General features: G+C 47.6%; 14 protein-coding genes and 1 other annotated feature. Of the genes, 9 read left to right on the top strand and 5 right to left on the bottom strand.

What is annotated here, in order from left to right; all coding sequences use genetic code 11:
- A partial coding sequence (locus ADU22_RS23740) for a DNA translocase FtsK (RefSeq protein ID WP_231687936.1) occupies positions 1 to 1,895 on the top strand: 1,895 nt, incomplete at its 5' end.
- Between the two features lie 197 nt (positions 1,896 to 2,092).
- Positions 2,093 to 3,394 carry a UDP-N-acetylmuramate--L-alanine ligase gene (murC, locus tag ADU22_RS23735; protein WP_053364377.1) on the top strand — a complete coding sequence of 434 codons (1,302 nt, stop codon included), beginning with the start codon at positions 2,093 to 2,095 and terminating at the stop codon, positions 3,392 to 3,394.
- A 63-nt stretch (positions 3,395 to 3,457) separates the two neighbouring features.
- Here the strand turns inward: murC and ADU22_RS23730 are convergent, their stop codons facing one another.
- Positions 3,458 to 4,573 carry an aminopeptidase gene (locus ADU22_RS23730; RefSeq protein ID WP_053364376.1) on the bottom strand — a complete coding sequence of 372 codons (1,116 nt, stop codon included), beginning with the start codon at positions 4,571 to 4,573 and terminating at the stop codon, positions 3,458 to 3,460.
- A 192-nt stretch (positions 4,574 to 4,765) separates the two neighbouring features.
- Here ADU22_RS23730 and ADU22_RS23725 point away from each other — a divergent pair, with 192 nt between their 5' ends.
- The 5 genes from ADU22_RS23725 (at position 4,766) to ccpA (ending at position 8,816) form a co-directional block, all read left to right on the top strand.
- The gene (locus tag ADU22_RS23725; RefSeq protein ID WP_053364375.1) at positions 4,766 to 5,335 is read left to right on the top strand and encodes a DUF948 domain-containing protein; all 570 of its coding nucleotides are present in this window, start codon (positions 4,766 to 4,768) and stop codon (positions 5,333 to 5,335) included.
- Positions 5,292 to 5,849 (top strand): YtxH domain-containing protein, encoded by a 558-nt coding sequence (locus ADU22_RS23720; protein WP_231687935.1) that lies wholly within the window; start codon positions 5,292 to 5,294, stop codon positions 5,847 to 5,849. The genes ADU22_RS23725 and ADU22_RS23720 overlap by 44 nt, the downstream gene beginning before the upstream one ends.
- 81 nt (positions 5,850 to 5,930) lie before the next feature.
- Positions 5,931 to 6,260: a bacillithiol system redox-active protein YtxJ gene (gene ytxJ, locus ADU22_RS23715; RefSeq protein ID WP_156324420.1), complete on the top strand. Its 330-nt coding sequence runs from the start codon at positions 5,931 to 5,933 to the stop codon at positions 6,258 to 6,260.
- 208 nt (positions 6,261 to 6,468) lie between these two features.
- Positions 6,469 to 7,545 carry a bifunctional 3-deoxy-7-phosphoheptulonate synthase/chorismate mutase gene (locus tag ADU22_RS23710; RefSeq protein WP_053364374.1) on the top strand — a complete coding sequence of 359 codons (1,077 nt, stop codon included), beginning with the start codon at positions 6,469 to 6,471 and terminating at the stop codon, positions 7,543 to 7,545.
- Between the two features lie 272 nt (positions 7,546 to 7,817).
- On the top strand, positions 7,818 to 8,816 hold the full coding sequence (gene ccpA / locus ADU22_RS23705) for a catabolite control protein A (protein WP_053364373.1): 999 nt from the start codon (positions 7,818 to 7,820) through the stop codon (positions 8,814 to 8,816).
- A gap of 32 nt (positions 8,817 to 8,848) precedes the next feature.
- On the opposite strand, the gene ADU22_RS23700 is transcribed toward ccpA, so the two are convergent.
- From ADU22_RS23700 to ADU22_RS23690, 3 genes are read right to left on the bottom strand one after another with little or no spacing between them, the layout of a single operon-like run.
- Entirely contained in the window at positions 8,849 to 10,051 is a 1,203-nt protein-coding gene (locus ADU22_RS23700) for an acetoin utilization protein AcuC (protein WP_053364372.1), read from the bottom strand.
- On the bottom strand, positions 10,048 to 10,695 hold the full coding sequence (locus ADU22_RS23695) for an acetoin utilization AcuB family protein (protein ID WP_053364371.1): 648 nt from the start codon (positions 10,693 to 10,695) through the stop codon (positions 10,048 to 10,050). The genes ADU22_RS23700 and ADU22_RS23695 overlap by 4 nt, the downstream gene beginning before the upstream one ends.
- Before the next feature lie 36 nt (positions 10,696 to 10,731).
- Positions 10,732 to 11,364, bottom strand: a complete 633-nt coding sequence (locus ADU22_RS23690; RefSeq protein WP_053364370.1) for a GNAT family N-acetyltransferase — start codon at positions 11,362 to 11,364, stop codon at positions 10,732 to 10,734.
- 208 nt (positions 11,365 to 11,572) lie between these two features.
- On the opposite strand from ADU22_RS23690, the gene acsA reads away from it, so the two are divergent.
- Positions 11,573 to 13,291, top strand: coding sequence for an acetate--CoA ligase (gene acsA, locus ADU22_RS23685; protein ID WP_053364369.1), 1,719 nt, complete (start codon positions 11,573 to 11,575; stop codon positions 13,289 to 13,291).
- Between the two features lie 109 nt (positions 13,292 to 13,400).
- Here acsA and ADU22_RS23680 read toward each other — a convergent pair whose 3' ends face one another.
- Positions 13,401 to 16,268 (bottom strand): transglycosylase domain-containing protein, encoded by a 2,868-nt coding sequence (locus tag ADU22_RS23680; protein ID WP_053364368.1) that lies wholly within the window; start codon positions 16,266 to 16,268, stop codon positions 13,401 to 13,403.
- A 138-nt stretch (positions 16,269 to 16,406) separates the two neighbouring features.
- Positions 16,407 to 16,615: a binding site (T-box leader), on the top strand.
- 94 nt (positions 16,616 to 16,709) lie between these two features.
- Here ADU22_RS23680 and tyrS point away from each other — a divergent pair.
- Positions 16,710 to 17,969, top strand: coding sequence for a tyrosine--tRNA ligase (gene tyrS / locus ADU22_RS23670; RefSeq protein WP_053364366.1), 1,260 nt, complete (start codon positions 16,710 to 16,712; stop codon positions 17,967 to 17,969).
- Positions 17,970 to 18,077 lie beyond the last annotated feature (108 nt).

Genomic DNA, 18,077 nt, shown 5'->3' with positions numbered 1-18,077 from the left:
AGGAGCCGGAGGAGAAAACGGAAATCATCCTGGAACAGGAACCGGAAGAAAAGCCGGAAATCATCCGGGAACAAGAACCGGAGGAAAAGCTGGATTTCATCCGGGAACAGGAGCCTGATGAAGTGCCTGAATTCGAGGCTCTGCCACAGCTGGGAGCTGCGGATAAAGAAAGCGAGCAAGAAACGTTTGAGAGTCCGAATTTAGGGAAAACAGGAGTGATTGCAGCAAACCAGGCAGCAGAATCACCATCCATGGAAGAGGAACCTCAGGCTGTCGGGGAAAATGCCCCACAACCGCCGAAACGCCATTTACCATTCAATGTCTTGATGCTAAAACAGGATAAGCGCAAACTGGAAAACCGGAAAAAAGAGGAGCAGGCTCCGGTTACAGCCGCTGTTGAAACATCAATCATTCAAGACAAGGACATAATTGGGCAATCGGCACCGAATAGTGTAAAAGAAACACCCCGGGCATATGAATTCCCGCCGCTCGATCTTCTGAAGCCGCCTGTCATTGCCGCAACCAGTCAGGATTGGCTGCAGCATCAGGAGCATCTGCTCAATGAAACACTGAAAAACTTCAATGTAGGCGCAAGGGTTGTCAATGTTACCCAAGGGCCCGCTGTTACCCGGTTTGAGGTGCAGCCTGAACCAGGTGTGAAGGTTAACAAGATTACCAATCTATCAGATGATATTAAATTGAGCCTTGCGGCAAAAGATATCCGCATTGAGGCTCCTATTCCCGGGAAACATACAATTGGGATCGAGGTTCCAAATGCTGCCAGCAGACCGGTGCTAATCAGCGAGATACTGCAGACAAGCGGATTCAAATCAACAGAATCTCCTTTGGCTGTTGCCCTGGGCCTTGATATTGCCGGTTCGCCGATTGTGACGGACCTCAAGAAAATGCCTCACGGATTGATTGCCGGAGCAACCGGATCAGGAAAAAGTGTGTGTATCAATACCATGCTGGTCAGTCTTTTATACAAAGCCCATCCAGATGATGTAAAACTGCTGTTGATTGATCCGAAGATGGTTGAATTGGCCCCTTATAATCATATACCGCATCTCGTCAGTCCGGTCATAACCGATGTGAAAGCAGCTACTGCTTCTTTAAAGTGGGCTGTGGACGAGATGGAAAGGCGCTATGAATTATTCGCGCATACAGGGGTCAGGGATATTGGCAGATTCAATGAGCTGGCCTTGGAGCATAATCGTTATCATGATAAACTTCCTTACATCGTAATTATCATTGATGAGCTTGCAGACTTGATGATGATGTCTCCGGCGGATGTCGAAGAAGCCATTTGCCGAATTGCCCAAAAAGCGAGGGCCTGCGGAATCCACTTGATCATTGCAACACAAAGGCCTTCCGTTGATGTCATTACCGGCCTGATCAAGGCGAATGTTCCAACAAGAGTGGCATTTTCAGTATCGTCCCAGGTGGATTCAAGGACCATCATCGATATTAGCGGAGCAGAAAAGCTTCTCGGCAAAGGGGATATGCTTTTCCTTGAGAACGGCTCTTCCAAGCCATACAGGCTTCAGGGCACATTTGTTTCTGATCACGAAATTGATGAGGTTGTTGCTTTTGTGCGTAAACAGCGCACGCCGGAATATTTGTTTGAACAAGATGAACTGCTGAGGAAGTCGCAGCTCACTGAAGAAGAAGACGAACTTTTTATCGAAGCGTGTTCCTTTGTAATTGAGCACGGAGGAGCTTCAACATCCAGCATTCAGAGGCGCTTCAAGGTTGGCTACAACCGGGCGGCAAGGCTGATTGATATGATGGAGCAGCATGGCTTCATTTCAGAAGCGCGGGGCAGCAAACCGAGGGATGTCCTCATTTCTGCCAGCGATCTTGAATCTTTTCAGGAGACTAGTACTTTAGCGTAAATGATGGTATCCTGATTATTGCACAGTTTGGGGTATATAATTAAGTATTCAGCAAAATAGAAATTGGATATTGAAAGTGATATAATACTTTAATATCCAAAACAGCCACAGCCGGGCTCCTTTTGGCCCGGCGTGAGCAAAACAATCTTACTGTCATATACTGTGTTACATACAGACGTTTGTTGGAGGTTCTTTATATGACTATTTACCATTTTGTAGGTATAAAGGGGTCTGGAATGAGCGCGTTGGCTCAGGTTCTCCATGATATGGGCTACCAGGTACAGGGCTCTGATGTCGAGAAACAGTTTTTCACCCAGTACGCCCTTGAACAATCCGGAATAAAGATCCTTCCGTTTGACAAGGAAAACATACAGCCAGGGATGTCCATCATCGCCGGTAATGCTTATCCGGACACGCATGAAGAAATCGAACGAGCCCGGGAACTGAACCTTCCGGTTGTTCGATACCACCGCTTCCTTGGTGAATTCATGGAGAATTTCATCAGTGTGGCGGTCACTGGCGCTCACGGGAAAACATCGACTACAGGTCTTCTCGCACACGTGATGAAGGGTGGAAAGCCAACTTCTTTCCTTATTGGGGACGGTACCGGAAAAGGGGACAGGGCCGCCGAATATTTTGTGTTTGAAGCATGTGAATATCGTCGCCATTTCTTATCCTACTTTCCTGACTATGCCATCATGACGAATATCGATTTTGACCATCCTGACTACTTCGCGAATATCGAAGATGTATTTTCTGCTTTTCAGGAAATGGCATGGCAAGTGAAAAAAGGTATTTTTGCCTGTGGCGATGATGAACAGCTTCAAAAAATCCAGGCAAAAGTTCCCGTGGTTTTCTACGGATTTGCCGAGGAAAACGATTTTCAAGCCCGCAACGTCGTGAAGTCGACAGAAGGAACGACCTTTGATGTATTTGTGAGAAATACGTTTTATCATACTTTCTCCATTCCGACATATGGCGACCATAATGTCCTTAATGCACTTGCAGTAATTGGCCTCTGCAATTATGAAGGAATTGATGCAAAGATCATTGAGGAGCAATTAAAGACATTCGAGGGTGTAAAACGCCGCTTCTCCCAGAAGGAAATTGGCGGTCAGGTGATCATTGACGACTATGCGCACCACCCTACCGAAATCAAGGCGACCATTGATGCGGCAAACCAGAAGTATCCTGACCGCGACATCATTGCGGTTTTCCAGCCGCATACGTTCACAAGGACGCAAACCTTCCTGCAGGAGTTTGCAGACAGCCTGAGCCAGGCGGATAAGGTTTATTTGTGTGAAATCTTTGGCTCTGCCAGGGAAAACCACGGAAAGCTGTCCATTGAAGACCTTCGGCAAAAAGTGGAAGGCGCAGAAACCATCTCCGAAGAGGATACTGCCGTGCTGCAAAAGCATGAAAATGCCGTAATCGTCTTTATGGGAGCCGGGGATATCCAGAAATTCCAGCAAGCCTATGAAGATACACTAAAAGTGTAGTAATCTTACATGGCATCCATTTAAAAAGGCATCGATTTCCCAAATCGATGCCTTTTTTTATTCCTATTTAAGGTTTTCCGGATTTAGTGCTTCGAGTTCACCAATGACAAACCGTCCGTCTTTGCGAATCAGGACATCATCGAAATAGATTTCACCGCCGCCGTATTCCGGCCGCTGGATGTTGACCATGTCCCAGTGGATGTTTGAATGGTTTCCATTGTAGGCATTGTCATAACTCTGCCCAGGAGTAAAATGAAAACTTCCATCTATTTTTTCATCAAACAGGATATCCTGCATTGGCGTCTGGATGTAAGGATTGACGCCGATGGCGAATTCGCCTATATAGCGTGCACCTTCATCCGTGTCAAATATTTTGTTGATGCGCTCACTGTCGTTGGCTGATGCTTCGACAATCTTTCCATCCTTGAAGGTAAGGGAGACATTTTCAAAAGTGAAACCCTGATATGGAGATGGAGTGTTGTAGGTGATGGTTCCGTTGACAGACTCCCGCACCGGGGCGGTGTATACCTCCCCATCAGGGATATTCATCTCGCCGGCGCATTTTATGGCCGGAATATCCTTGATGGAGAAGCTGAGGTCTGTACCAGGGCCGGTAATCCTGACTTTATCCGTCTTCTCCATCAGTTCGACAAGCGCGTCCATCGCTTTGTCCATTTTGCCATAGTCCAGGTTGCATACATTGAAATAAAAGTCTTCAAAGGCTTCTGTGCTCATTTTGGCCAGCTGTGCCATTGAAGAAGTCGGGTAGCGGAGAACCACCCATTTTGTTTTTGGGACCCGGATGTCCCTATGTACCTTTTTGCCAATCGTACTGCCATGAATTTTTATTTTATCATCGGGAACGTCGGCATGCTCATTGATATTGTCTCCAGAGCGAAGCCCGATATAGGCATCCATTTTGGCCATTACATTCGCTTCGAACCCGGCCATCATATTAAACTGTTCTTCCTGGGCGCCCAGCAGGAGGGCCCTGTCTACCTGATGGTCTTTAAGAAGGACAAAAGGGTAGCCGCCAGCTTCATAAGCTTCTTTCACCAGCGCCGTAACGAGTTCGCGCTGCAGACCGAAATTTTCAATCAGCACTTTTTCCCCTTTTTGAAGCTTAACGGAATAGTTGATTAAATTCTTGGCCAATTTGGCAATACGCGGGTCTTTCATGTGCATCCCTCCAGGTTATTGTTTAAAAAACACAGTATTATTGTACCTCATGGTCTGGTTTTTTCCTAAAGTAATCCTTATGATAAAGAGGGAAGGAATTGGGAACGATGAAGAAGAATACATAAGAACACAAGTGTTTTACATTCCACATGTCAGGGTAAAAAGACTGTAAGCTAAACGGAGGTGCATACAATGGAAATCATTCTTTATTTAAGTGCTGCCTTGGCAGCCGTCGCTTTTCTGGTACTGGTCATTTACCTGGCGAAAACGTTAAAATCATTGCAGATGACGCTGGACAGCGTTGCCAATACGCTCACTGGCCTGGAGAGGCAGCTTGACGGGGTTACCCGGGAGACAACCGTGTTGCTACATAAAACCAACACGCTGGCTGACGATATCCAACAAAAATCCGAAAGCCTGAACACAGTGGTAACAGCCGTTAAAGATGTCGGCAATTCTGTACAAAGGTTTAACCAGTCGATCCATACGATCAGCACTATGGTAGACAGCCAAATCGATAAGAACCAGGACAAGATTTCGCAAGTAGTTCAATGGGGAAATGTTTTCCTTGAACTGAAGGACAAGTGGAAATCCAGAAAGACAAGCCCCATCAGCCACCAGCTCGAAGGCGAAAGAGTCCTTGCCAGGGAGCAGGAGCGCGAGCGCAGCCTGGCCAGGGAACGGGAGAGGCTCATTGCCAAAGAGCAGGAGCGAGAGCATGAGAGAGTCCTTGCCAGAGGGCAAGAAAGACAAAGATATTAATAGAAGAGGTGATGATACCATGACAAACAGGGAATTCAATGGAAGAGAACTTAACGGAAGAGAAGTTAGCGGAAGAGAATTAAACGCACGGAATGATTCCGGCACGAATTCACGCGATTTCATGATTGGAGCCATTATTGGAGGCCTTGCAGGGGCTGCGGCCGCCTTGTTTTTGACGCCGAAGTCAGGCAAGGAATTGCGCACGACCCTGAATGAGCAGAAGGACAAAGCCATGACGAAGAGCAGCGAACTTGCTTCCACAGCGAAGGAAAAGGCCAACTCGCTTGCACAGACCGTTTCCCAGCAATCCTCAGACTTGGTCAGCAAAGTAAAAGGGAAACAGGACCAAGGCCAGAATGAGGGACCTGAAGGCGATTTGGAGAATGTGGCTACTTCAATGGCTGAAACCAGCAGCATGGAGCAGACACACACGGCCACCAACGAGGAAATCCAGCGAAAGCTGCAGGAAACACAGGCAGCTTTTGATGAAACAGAAGACAAACTGAATCAGTAAAGTTGTATTTGCAGGCGGTGAAGTGATAGAATTGCTTCACCGCTTGTTTTTATAATAAACAGAAATTTTCGAGGAGTGACTATGGTGAATAAAATCAGCTCAATTGAGGAATTTGACAAGCTTACCGAAGGTGGGGCAACATTCCTGATGGTCAAACACAGCCTGACCTGCCCAATAAGCCAGGCGGCATATGATGAATACGAAAGCTTCTCTGCAGGCAGCGCGGTTCCATGTTACTATTTGGCGGTGCAGGAAGCAAGACCATTATCCAATCATATTGCCGAAAAGTTTCATATTAAGCATGAGTCCCCGCAGGCTATTCTTTTTTCCAACTCCAATGTATCCTGGCATGCCTCCCATTGGAAAGTCACGAAAAAGTCCCTGGCTGAAGCTGTACAGGAGAATAAATAAACATCCATGGCTTCCATGGATGTTTTTTTGCACGTTCCTGGATTCATCATTTACATAGGAAATTATCTTTAATTTCTGTTACTTTAGTGCTTAAAAGCGTTTAATTAATAAAGAAGTTCGTGACAATCCTTACTAATTCATATATAATAACCCTAATATAAAAAAGCAGTAAGATTCTGATAACTAAATTCGAAGGGACGGGACGATAATGAGCAATGAAAAGCTGGACCAACTAAGAAAGCGCGTGGATGAATTAAATCTGGAGCTGCTTTCCCTAATCAATGAGAGAGCCCTGCTTGTACAGGAAATTGGCAAGGCGAAAGAGACGCAGGGGGTTTACCGTTACGATCCTGTCCGTGAACGCCACATGCTTGACCTAATCAAGGAAAATAATGACGGACCGTTTGAAAACTCCACGGTTGAACATATCTTCAAGCAAATTTTCAAGGCGGGCCTGGAGCTTCAGGAGGATGACCACCGCAAAGCGCTTCTTGTCTCACGCAAGAAAAAGCCGGACAATACCGTCATCGATGTGAAAGGTGTTAAGATTGGCGATGGCAGCCAGCAGTTTGTTTTCGGACCATGTTCGGTTGAATCATATGAGCAGGTTGCAACTGTGGCGGCAGCAGTCAAAGAAAAAGGTTTCAGGCTGCTTCGCGGAGGCGCTTATAAACCAAGGACATCTCCTTACGACTTTCAGGGACTTGGCCTCGAAGGCTTAAAGATTCTTAAAAGGGTAGCAGACGAATATGATATGGCTGTCATCAGTGAAATCGTCCACCCGAACGATATTGAAACGGCCGTTGACTATATCGATGTCATCCAAATCGGTGCGCGCAACATGCAGAACTTTGAGCTTTTAAAAGCAGCAGGTGCAGTCAACAAGCCTGTTCTCCTGAAGAGAGGCCTGTCAGCCACCATCGAAGAGTTCATCAATGCAGCTGAATACATTATGTCCCAAGGGAATGGACAGATCATTCTTTGTGAGCGCGGGATCCGCACTTATGAAAAAGCTACCAGAAACACGCTCGATATCTCAGCGGTTCCTATCCTTAAACAGGAAACGCATCTCCCTGTCATGGTGGACGTTACCCATTCCACAGGAAGAAGGGACCTGCTTCTTCCAACTGCGAAGGCAGCCTTGGCTATTGGAGCGGACGGCGTAATGGCAGAAGTACATCCGGATCCGGCTGTAGCCCTGTCAGACAACGCGCAGCAAATGGATCTTAAGCAGTTCGATGAGTTTGTCAGCTCTCTTCGTGCATCCTCTTTTGTCCAAATCTAATATTACAATGAGCACCTCCCCTTTTTTAAACCAGGGGAGGTTTTTTCTTGCAGGAATAGGATATTAATCATATGATGTTGATTTTATGCAAAATATATGGGCATTTTCTGAAAAAAACCCCCCTTCAGATTGCGGGAATGGCGTGGATATCGTATGATTAATAACAGGATTATTCTTGTACATATAATCACAATCTCAAAAATGTTTAATATTGTTGATTATGCTGTAAACTAACAGAAAAGATATGTGCCGGAATGTAAGGAGTGGAATTCATGAATATAACAATATACGATGTCGCAAGGGAAGCGAATGTATCGATGGCAACGGTTTCCCGGGTTGTCAATGGCAATCCGAATGTAAAACCGGTGACCAGGAAAAAGGTTCTCGAAGTCATTGAAAGGCTGGGGTATCGCCCTAACGCAGTGGCAAGAGGGTTGGCAAGCAAAAAGACAACAACGGTAGGAGTTATCATTCCCGATATCTCGTCCCCATTTTTTGCGGAACTAGCCAGAGGAATCGAGGATATTGCCACCATGTATAAATACAATATCATCCTCAGCAGTTCTGACCAGAATAAGGAAAAAGAGCTTCACCTATTGAATACAATGCTTGGCAAGCAAGTGGACGGCATAGTTTTCATGGGCGGCAATATAACGGAAGAACATGTGGACGAATTTAAAAAATCTCCTGTGCCGATTGTTCTTGCCGGATCAATTGAAAGTTCGGAGAGCGTTCCGACTGTCAATATCGACTATGAGCAGGCAACATTTGATGCCGTTCAGGCCATGGTGGAAAAAGGGCATGAAAGAATCGCCTTTGTGGTTGGACCGCTCCATGAACCAATCAATACGGAGAAGAAGCTGGCCGGTTACAAGCGTGCGCTTGAAGAGGCAGGGCTTGGCTATGAAGAGGATTTGGTGATTGAAGGCGATTATACGTATGATTCAGGCCTGGAGGCGCTGGAAAAGCTTCTTGAGGTGCCAGAAAAGCCTTCAGCTGTCATCGTAGGTTCCGATGAAATGGCACTTGGTGTTGTACACGGTGCAGTGGACCGCGGATATAAAGTGCCGGAAGACTTTGAGGTGATCAGCTCTGACAATACAAGGCTGGCCCTGATGGTCCGTCCCCAGCTGACAACGATTGTCCAGCCTTTATACGATATCGGCGCAGTTGCGATGAGGCTCCTGACTAAACTGATGAACAAGGAGACGGTAGAAGATCAAACAGTTCTCCTGCCGCACAGGATAGAATACAGGCAGTCAACTAAATAATAAAAAAAGGCCGCATTCATTGCGGTCTTCTTTTATTGTTTTCGTGGAGCCTCTTCCCTTGGATCCGATTCCTCCGCCTTTTTCTGGCTTCTGATTGGATAGAGTGCCTTTTCAAGTGTCTGGCTGTTTTTTTCGGTGATTTCCTGTTTCCGGGGAATGGGCTGATATATCCCATCCGGATCCTCCCATTCCTTTGGAAGCGGCACATCGGCTTTAGATTGCCATTCCTGGATCCATTTCTCGGGGAGAACGCCATGGCAATTCGGGTTTTCGGTCATTTCCATCCAGATCAGCGCCCAGGCGCGCGGCACCACCCGCCATATATCATAGCCGCCGCCGCCGACGGCAATCCATTTGCCGCCGCAATATTGGTGGGCAATCTGGTGGGCCAGCTTGGGAATCTCCCGGTATATTTTCATCGTTGCCGAGAGATGTGTCAGCGGATCGTAATAATGGGAATCCGCACCATTTTGGGTGAGGATGACGTCAGGCTTAAAGAACTCAGCCACTTCAGTAACCGCCTGCCGGTACGCATCAAGCCAGGACCCATCTTCCGTAAACGCATCGACCGGAATGTTGAAGGAATAACCATAGCCTTTTCCCTGACCGCGTTCGTTCACATTTCCTGTTCCGGGAAATAAGTACCTTCCTGTCTCGTGGATGGAGAGCGTGCATACATTCGGGTCGTCATAAAAGGACCATTGCACGCCATCCCCATGGTGGGCATCCGTATCCACGTACAAGACCCGCGCATTGTATTTTTCCTGCAGGTATTTGATGGCTACTGAACTGTCATTGTAGATGCAGAAGCCGGACGCCTTACCGCGGAATCCGTGGTGAAGTCCGCCGCCAAGATGGAGGGCATGACTGGCTTTGCCGGTCATCACCTGATCTACCGCAGTCAGGGTTCCTCCCACCAGCAGGGAGCTTGCTTCATGCATATTCTCAAAAATCGGGGTATCGTCCGTTCCAAGGCCAAATCCATCCGCAGCCTCAGACTGAAGCTGGCCATGCCCGGCAAGTCTGACAGCGTTTACATAATCAGGATCATGAATCAGAAAGAGCTCGTCCTCGGTTGCGGGACGAGGAACAATGATCTGCTCATCCGAGATGGCATCTGCCTTCTGGAGAAGGTCAAGCGTCAATTTCAGGCGCAGCTGGTTAAAAGGGTGATGGCTGCTGAATTTGTATTTAAGCAAATCCTCCGAATAGACGAAAACGGAATTGCCGCTCATGATGAAACCCCCGGAAGATTAGGCCATAGCACATTGAACCCTGCCTTTTTCAAATCATCAATCAGGCTGATGGGGTTCATGGTCTGGACCCTGAACACAAGAATCTTATAGCTCGCATCCTGCCGGTCCGGATAGACAAGGACAGAGGAGATGTTCGCTTTCCTGGCGCTGATAATCGAAGCCACACTGTTCAGCATTCCTGCCTTGTTAGGGACTTTCACTTCGATTTGCGACCCGGGCTGATGCGCTCCTGTCAAGGCCACAAGGGTGTGGAGCAAATCTGTTTCTGTTATGATGCCGACAAGCTTCCTGTCATTGACTACAGGAAGGCAGCCGATATTATGCTCATAGAATAAAGCTGCGACTTCTTCGACAAAATCCAGCGGATGGCAGGTGATCAGTTCAGTCGTCATCAAGCTTTCAAGCGGTTTGGCCAGTATGTCCTGGTCATCCTTGCGGAGGAAAATGGAAGGCAGTGCAGCGCGAATATCACGGTCCGTTACGAGGCCAACCAGCTTCCCGCTTCCATTGACAATCGGCAAATGCCTAATCCTGTTCTTCTCCATCAGGTCGCAGGCTTCTTCAATCGTATTTTCAGGCTTAAGCGTCCTTACGTCGCTCTGCATGATTTCTTCTACAATCATCATATTCCCCCTTGCCGGATTGATAGATTTTGAGGATCAATACATAAAACGGTTCATGAACCTTAAACGATCGAATCTTTCAACCGATTCAGGGCCAATTCTTTTTCCAATCCTTGCCATTAGGCAATTCGCCGGGTGGGAACTGATTTCGGGATCATCGGTCGCATACCATTCAAGACCGCCCGCATTCATCATTTTTTCCATCATTTTTCGATATTCCCATACATTCAGCCCAGTGCTCTTTAAATCCCAATGCCAATAATATTCTGTCGTAATAATGATATAATCTTCCATTGCGTCATCCATCATTGATACGACCAGCAGGTTTTTGCCTACGGAGGCACCGCGGAACTTTGGGATTACTTCAATGGCCCCAAGTTCAATCAAATCCTCCATGCCGCCTTCCGACCAGCGCTCAAGCGGATCGGGATACAGATAGGTAACATAGCCGACAATCATATGCTCATGCCTGGCAATAATGATTCTGCCTTCGGGCAGCTTGGCAATCTCAATCAGGGCCTGGTGCTGCTGGGCGGGAGGCCTGAAGGCAACCAAATCATGGTGGAACTCAAGATTTGCAATTTTTTCGGAAGATACAGGGCCCTCGATGATCAGGCTTCCATGGACCGTTTTTACTTCTTTTGCGTTGTATGTTTTTTTATGTTCCATTCAGTCACCACCAAAGGAATTCTCCTCTCTATTATACATGAAAATGGTAAAATAAAAGCGTTTTCACTAAATTTTCTGTCTTATCAAGACAGCCAGGAAGCAAGCAGTTGTTGTAATAATGTTATTCTCCGCAATTTTTAAAATTGTGAAAATAACATATTTATACTATAATGTTTTTTAAATACGATGAGTTAAGGGGGACACGTGAATGAAAGTGGAAGCGTTACCAGTAATCAAGGGGTCTCACAATCTCCAAAACTATGAAGAGACGTATGGCCAATTTAATTGGCAGGAGGCCGAAAAGAACTTCACATGGTCTGATACCGGCAAGGTAAACATGGCGTATGAAGCAGTCGACCGCCATGCCGATGGGTTCCGGAAAAATAAAATAGCCCTTTTTTATCAGGAGGGAAACCGCAAGGAAAAATATACTTACAGGGAAATGAAACAATATTCGAACCAGGCAGGGAATGTGTTTAAAACATATGGTGATGTAGAGAAGGGAGACCGGGTATTCATTTTCATGCCGCGCTCTCCGGAACTATATTTCGCGGTGCTTGGCGCCATCAAGCTTGGCGCCATTGTAGGCCCGCTGTTTGAAGCATTCATGGAGGGAGCGGTGCGTGACCGTCTGAAGGACAGCGGGGCAAAGGTCCTTGTGACAACACCAGAACTTCTAAAGCGCGTACCAGTGGAGGAACTGCCGGAATTGAAGCATATTTTCCTGGTAGGAAATGATATTGAAGAGTCCGGAAAGTTCATTGATTTTAACAAGAAGCTGGCTGCTGCCAGCAAAAATCTTCAAATCGAATGGGTCGACCGGAATGATGGACTGATTCTCCATTATACTTCCGGATCAACAGGGACGCCAAAAGGTGTGCTTCATGTCCATAATGCCATGATCCAGCACTACCAGACGGCCAAATGGGTCCTGGATCTGAAGGAAGAGGATGTCTACTGGTGTACAGCAGACCCGGGCTGGGTGACTGGCACCTCCTATGGAATATTCGGACCTTGGCTGACAGGCTCAACAAATGTTGTGGTGGGGGGACGCTTTAGTCCGGAAACCTGGTACAGCATGATAGAGGAATACGGTGTGACCGTCTGGTACAGTGCGCCTACGGCATTCAGGATGCTGATGGGAGCAGGGGATGAAGTCATCAAAAAGTTTGACCTTTCAAGCCTGCGCCACATTCTGAGCGTGGGTGAGCCGCTGAATCCGGAAGTGGTCCGCTGGGGCATGAAGGTCTTCAACCTGCGCATCCATGATACCTGGTGGATGACAGAAACAGGCGCGCAGCTGATCTGCAACTATCCTTGCATGGAAATAAAGCCTGGCTCGATGGGCAAGCCTATCCCGGGGGTAAAGGCGGCAATTGTCGACGACCGCGGCGAAGAGCTTCCGCCTTATCGCATGGGCAACCTTGCCATTAAAAAAGGCTGGCCTTCAATGATGCATACAATCTGGAACAACCAGCAGAAATACGAATCCTACTTCATGCCTGGCGACTGGTATGTTTCAGGCGATTCCGCTTATATGGACGAAGATGGCTATTTCTGGTTCCAGGGCCGGATTGATGATGTCATCATGACATCCGGAGAGCGTGTTGGCCCGTTCGAGGTAGAAAGCAAGCTGGTCGAACATCCGGCAGTGGCAGAAGCAGGAGTGATTGGAAAGCCGGACCCGGTCAGGGGAGAAATTATCAAGGCATTCATCGCTTTAAGGGACGGCTACGAGCAGTCGGATGAACTGAAGGAAGAAATCCGCCAGTTTGTCAAACAGGGCCTTGCAGCCCATGCTGCACCAAGGGAAATCGACTTCCGTGACAAGCTTCCGAAGACCCGGAGCGGTAAAATCATGCGCCGCGTACTAAAGGCCTGGGAGCTCGACCTGCCGACAGGCGATTTATCAACGATGGAAGACTAGGAAGCCTGCTTCATGGGCTTTCCATGCAAAAAAGGAACCGTTCCGCGGTTCCTTTTTTGCGTCTTTGATAATAAAAGGCGGAGGAGGCATCCTCCGCACCAAGATATAATTAACTTTCTTCCTCAGGATCATCAGGTGCTTCTTCCGGAGGGGTTTCGCCATCAGCAGGCTTTGGTGTTTCCTCAGCTTTTGGCTTATTCTCCTGTTTTGGTTTCTCTGCTACTTTTTCCTTAGGTTTCTCCTCGCCAACCTTCACAATATTGGAAGGGGCAGACTCTTTGCCTGCGATATCAACCGCCGTCACATGGAAGGAGCCATTTCCGGCAGAATAGGAAAGTGATGATCCAGCCTTGATGCTCGCGACTTTTTTGCCATTGTTGTATATCCGGTAGCCGACCACATCATTATCGCCATGAGAACTCCACTTTATCGTCTTGTTACTCGCACTGATTTTAAGCGGAGATGGCGTACGGCCGTTTTCATTCAGCTTGGAGCTGGCCACAAGGATGTTGGACCAGGCATCTTTTCCGGGCACAAGCTGGGATGGATTTTTAATTTTATGGCCGATGAGGCTTTCCATATAGCTTGGATCGATCGTTACTCCGCCAGTTTCCACAAATTCGCCTGGTGTGGAGTCAAGGGCGAAGTAGCGTTTATCCCCAACCCTTACAAATCTGCTCGCCGAAAGGCTGTCGTCGACCTTTGTCGGTGCGTACTTGGCGATAAAAAGGTCCGACTGGACAAGTCCTGCATCTGAACAAGCTTTGGAAGGCAGCAAGCCTGAAACAGAGCAATAGGATCTTCTGACAATTCCGCCCGGCATTTCCACACGCTTGTCAGGGTCGACAAGCTCAGGTGCCACATCATAGGCAGCGTTCATCAGGTCTGCCCATAGATAAATATTCCGCATTCCATAGCTTACCCCTTTATAGCTTCGCTCCAATGGCAGATTCACATCGTAGCCGTTCCAGACGCCGAACGAGACATTCGGGTTGGTCGCCACAAACCAGGAATCATAATAATTATGCCCTGTACCGGTTTTTCCCGCCCAGTCCGAACTGAATTTCAGCCGGTTGTTAAGGGAGGCGGCTGTACCCCGGCTAATGACGTCACGCATCATATCATAGGTCAGATAGGCAGTCTGCGGACTGAATACATCAACAGGCTCTGATTTGTGTTCAAAAATAACATTGCCGTCTTTGTCGGTGATTTTATCAATCATATAGGCATCAACAAATTTCCCGCCGTTGGCAAACGTTCCATAGGCGTTGACATTTTCTTCAACGGTAACACCCGCGATGGAGCCGATGGACGCCGACAGGTTCGTATGGTCATCCTTACTCAATGAAGTGAAGCCCATCTTCTCCAGGAAAGTTGTCGGTCTTTGATTAACGATATTTTTATAGATAATCACATTTGGGACATTGTAGGACCGGGTCAGGGCATAACGTGCAGATGTCAGGCCACTGTAGCTTCTGTCATAGTTGTTTGGCCAAGGCTTGCCTGGTCCATTAAGGTACACTTCAACATCGGGAAGCACGCTTCCAGGATGAAGCTTTCCAAGCTCCATGGCCGGAGCATAGACAAGCAAAGGCTTCATGGTCGAACCATTTTGCCTCTTGGATTGGGTGGCATGGTTCTCCTGCTCCCGGTTAAAGTCGCGTCCGCCGACAAAACTGATGATTTTCCCGGTTTTATTTTCAATCAGGATCGCTCCGAGCTCTACCGGCAGGGTGACGTTTTCCACCTTGCCAGTTTCAGGATTGCGTTCCTGGATGGTTTTGTTGCTTCCATAAAGCTGAAAGTTCTTTGCGACCTCCTGCATGCGGTCATAGATATCCTTATTAACCGTCGTATGGATATTGTACCCGCTCTGGCGCATATTCCGGTCGGCAAGGGCTTGGAATTCGCTTTGAAGGTCTTTGTCATTTTGGTAGTCCTCTGGCTCATAGCCTGCCTGCTCGGCAAGGATACCCGCCAGAATATCAACTGCCCGTCTTTCAATTTCAAAAGTCAGATACGGGTATTCCTCAATTGTATTTCCGCTGTCTGCCTCTTTTAGAAAATCCTTTGTGATATCGTAGGCAGATGCTTGATTATATTCTTCCTCCGTGATGAAACCGCCTGTATGCATCCTTGCAAGGACGGTTTTCATCCTCGATAGCCCGGGCTCCAAATTTTCCTTAAGCTTTCCCTGGTCGCTGCTGAAAGGAGTATAGCCAAATGGGCTTTGCGGCAGTCCCGCAATGAATGCAGCCTGCGGCAAGGACAGATCCTTGACATCGACGCCGAAAATTCCCCTTGCGGCCGCCTGGACGCCAGCGATGTTGTTGCCGGAAGCATCACGGCCGAAGGTAGCAACATTCAAGTAGGCTTCAAGAATTTCCTCTTTTTCAAAAAAACGCTCGAGGCGCAGGGCAAGCAGAATTTCCTTTGCCTTTCTTTCAAAAGAAACCTCGTTTGTCAGGATTTGATTTTTTATCAGCTGCTGCGTCAGCGTACTTCCTCCAGAAGAATTGGACGAATTGGTCACTTCCTGGAACAGGGCCCGCATGATCGCTTTGGGCACAACCCCGTCATGTTCGTAAAAATACTCATCTTCTGTTGCAATGACAGCATCGATCAGGTGCTGTGAAATATCCTCCAGCTGCACTTCTTCCCGATACAGGTCGGTCCGAAGTTTTCCGAGGTAGACATTATCCGAAAAAAACAAGTTGGATGTTTCCTCATAGTTGTAGATTTCTTTTTTCATCTTATCATAGGAACGGACTGGCTCATCCTTTACAAGTGACGCAAAATACCCTGCACCTGCGCCGCCGGCAAAGCCGGCCCCGATGACGATGATGATGAGGAACAGCAACAGCAGGTTCCAGACGACACTGTAAGTAACCCTGGCGCTCTTTACTGTTCGTTTATTTGTAAAAAAAGCCGACCAGGATGTGAATTTATCTTTCCATCCGCGTTTTTCTTGACTCATTATCACTCCCCCTAAAACACATCCATTATAGCATAAACCCGGCAAGGGAAATGACAGCGGTTTACAATTTCCTGATTTTTTCATCTTGCAGTTTGACAATATCCCTGAATATATGATAAAAATGCTTTAATAATATTATAAAAAGCTTTGACGGGAATCCAGTAGTGCTTCTATCCCTGTTTTCAGAAAGCCGGCGGTGGCTGCGAGCCGGTACAAATAGAAGGATGAATTACCTCCCCGAGCGCCGCTGGGAAATCAGTAGCAGCGGACGGTCTAACCGTTATCTTTTCGAGTGGAAGACAATTTGTTTTCAAGCCGGGTGGTACCGCGCATACAGCGCCCCTGCATTTATTGCAGGGGCGCTTTTTATTTTTCTTGCGGAGTGTTCCGGGCTGAAAAGGAACCCAACGGAGCTTACTTTATGTAATGGAGGAAAACGCAATGGAATTATTGAATGATTTGAAATGGCGTGGAGTGGTATACCAGCAGACAGATGAGGAAGGTCTTGCTGAAACATTGGATAAGGAAAAAATTTCGTTATATTGCGGTGTCGATCCGACGGCTGACAGCATGCATATCGGGCACCTTCTGCCGTTTTTGACCTTAAGGCGTTTCCAGAACCACGGCCACCGTCCGATTGTCCTTGTCGGCGGGGCAACAGGGCTGATCGGGGATCCGAGCGGAAAAAGTGAGGAGAGAAAGCTGCAGACGCTTGAGGATGTGGAACGAAATGTAAAAGGTATCCAAAAACAGCTTCAGCAGATTTTTCATTTCGAAGGGGAAAATGGGGCCATCCTGGTGAACAACTATGACTGGACCAGCAAACTCGACGTGGTGACATTCCTGCGCGACTTCGGGAAGCATGTCGGCGTCAACTATATGCTTGCCAAGGACACGATTTCCTCCCGTCTTGACACAGGGATTTCGTTTACCGAATTCACGTACACCATCCTTCAGGCGATGGATTTCCTTCATTTATATGAAAATCATCAGTGCAAACTGCAGATTGGTGGCAGTGACCAATGGGGCAATATCACCACCGGCCTTGAGCTGATCCGCAAGATGGCTCCTGAAGGTTCAAAAGCATATGGTCTGACAATCCCGCTCGTAACCAAGGCAGATGGAACAAAGTTTGGCAAAACGGAGGGCGGTGCCATCTGGCTTGATTCGGAAAAGACCTCCCCATATGAGTTCTACCAATTCTGGATCAACACAGCCGATGCCGATGTGGTAAAATACCTTAAATTCTTCACCTTCCTTTCCAGGGAAGAAATTGAAGCATTGGAAGCTTCCCTTCAGGAAGATGCCCATCTGCGAAAGGCGCAAAAAGCCCTTGCCGAAGAAATGACCAGGATGATCCATGGAGAGGAAGCGTTGCAGCAGGCTATTAAAATTTCAGCCGCGCTCTTTAGCGGCGATGTAAAAAACCTTTCTGCCGCTGAAATTAAGCAAGGCTTCAAGGATGTACCTTCCTATGAGGCTCCTGCAGGCGAGGAACTTGGTCTGGTCGACCTTCTTGTTGCGGCTAAAATCAGCCCTTCAAAACGCCAGGCGCGGGAAGACGTAAGCAATGGGGCGGTATCGATTAACGGCGAGCGCCAGATAGACACAAACTATGTATTAAGCGCAGCAGACCGGATTGAGGACCAATTCACGATTATCCGCCGCGGCAAGAAAAAATACTTCCTTATTAAATACTAATTACGTGACCTCCCGGCTTGCCGGGAGGTTTTTCACCTGGATTGGGCAGGGGACGGAGGGTTCGGACAGGAGTGCCAGAAGAAAAAGAGAGAATGTGCGTTGGCAAAT

Source organism: Bacillus sp. FJAT-27251, from assembly GCF_001273925.1.
Classification (GTDB): Bacteria; Bacillota; Bacilli; order Bacillales; family Cytobacillaceae; genus Mesobacillus_B.
The sequence above is the reverse complement of the archived record's forward strand: the minus strand, read 5'-3'. Positions and strand labels throughout refer to the sequence as shown.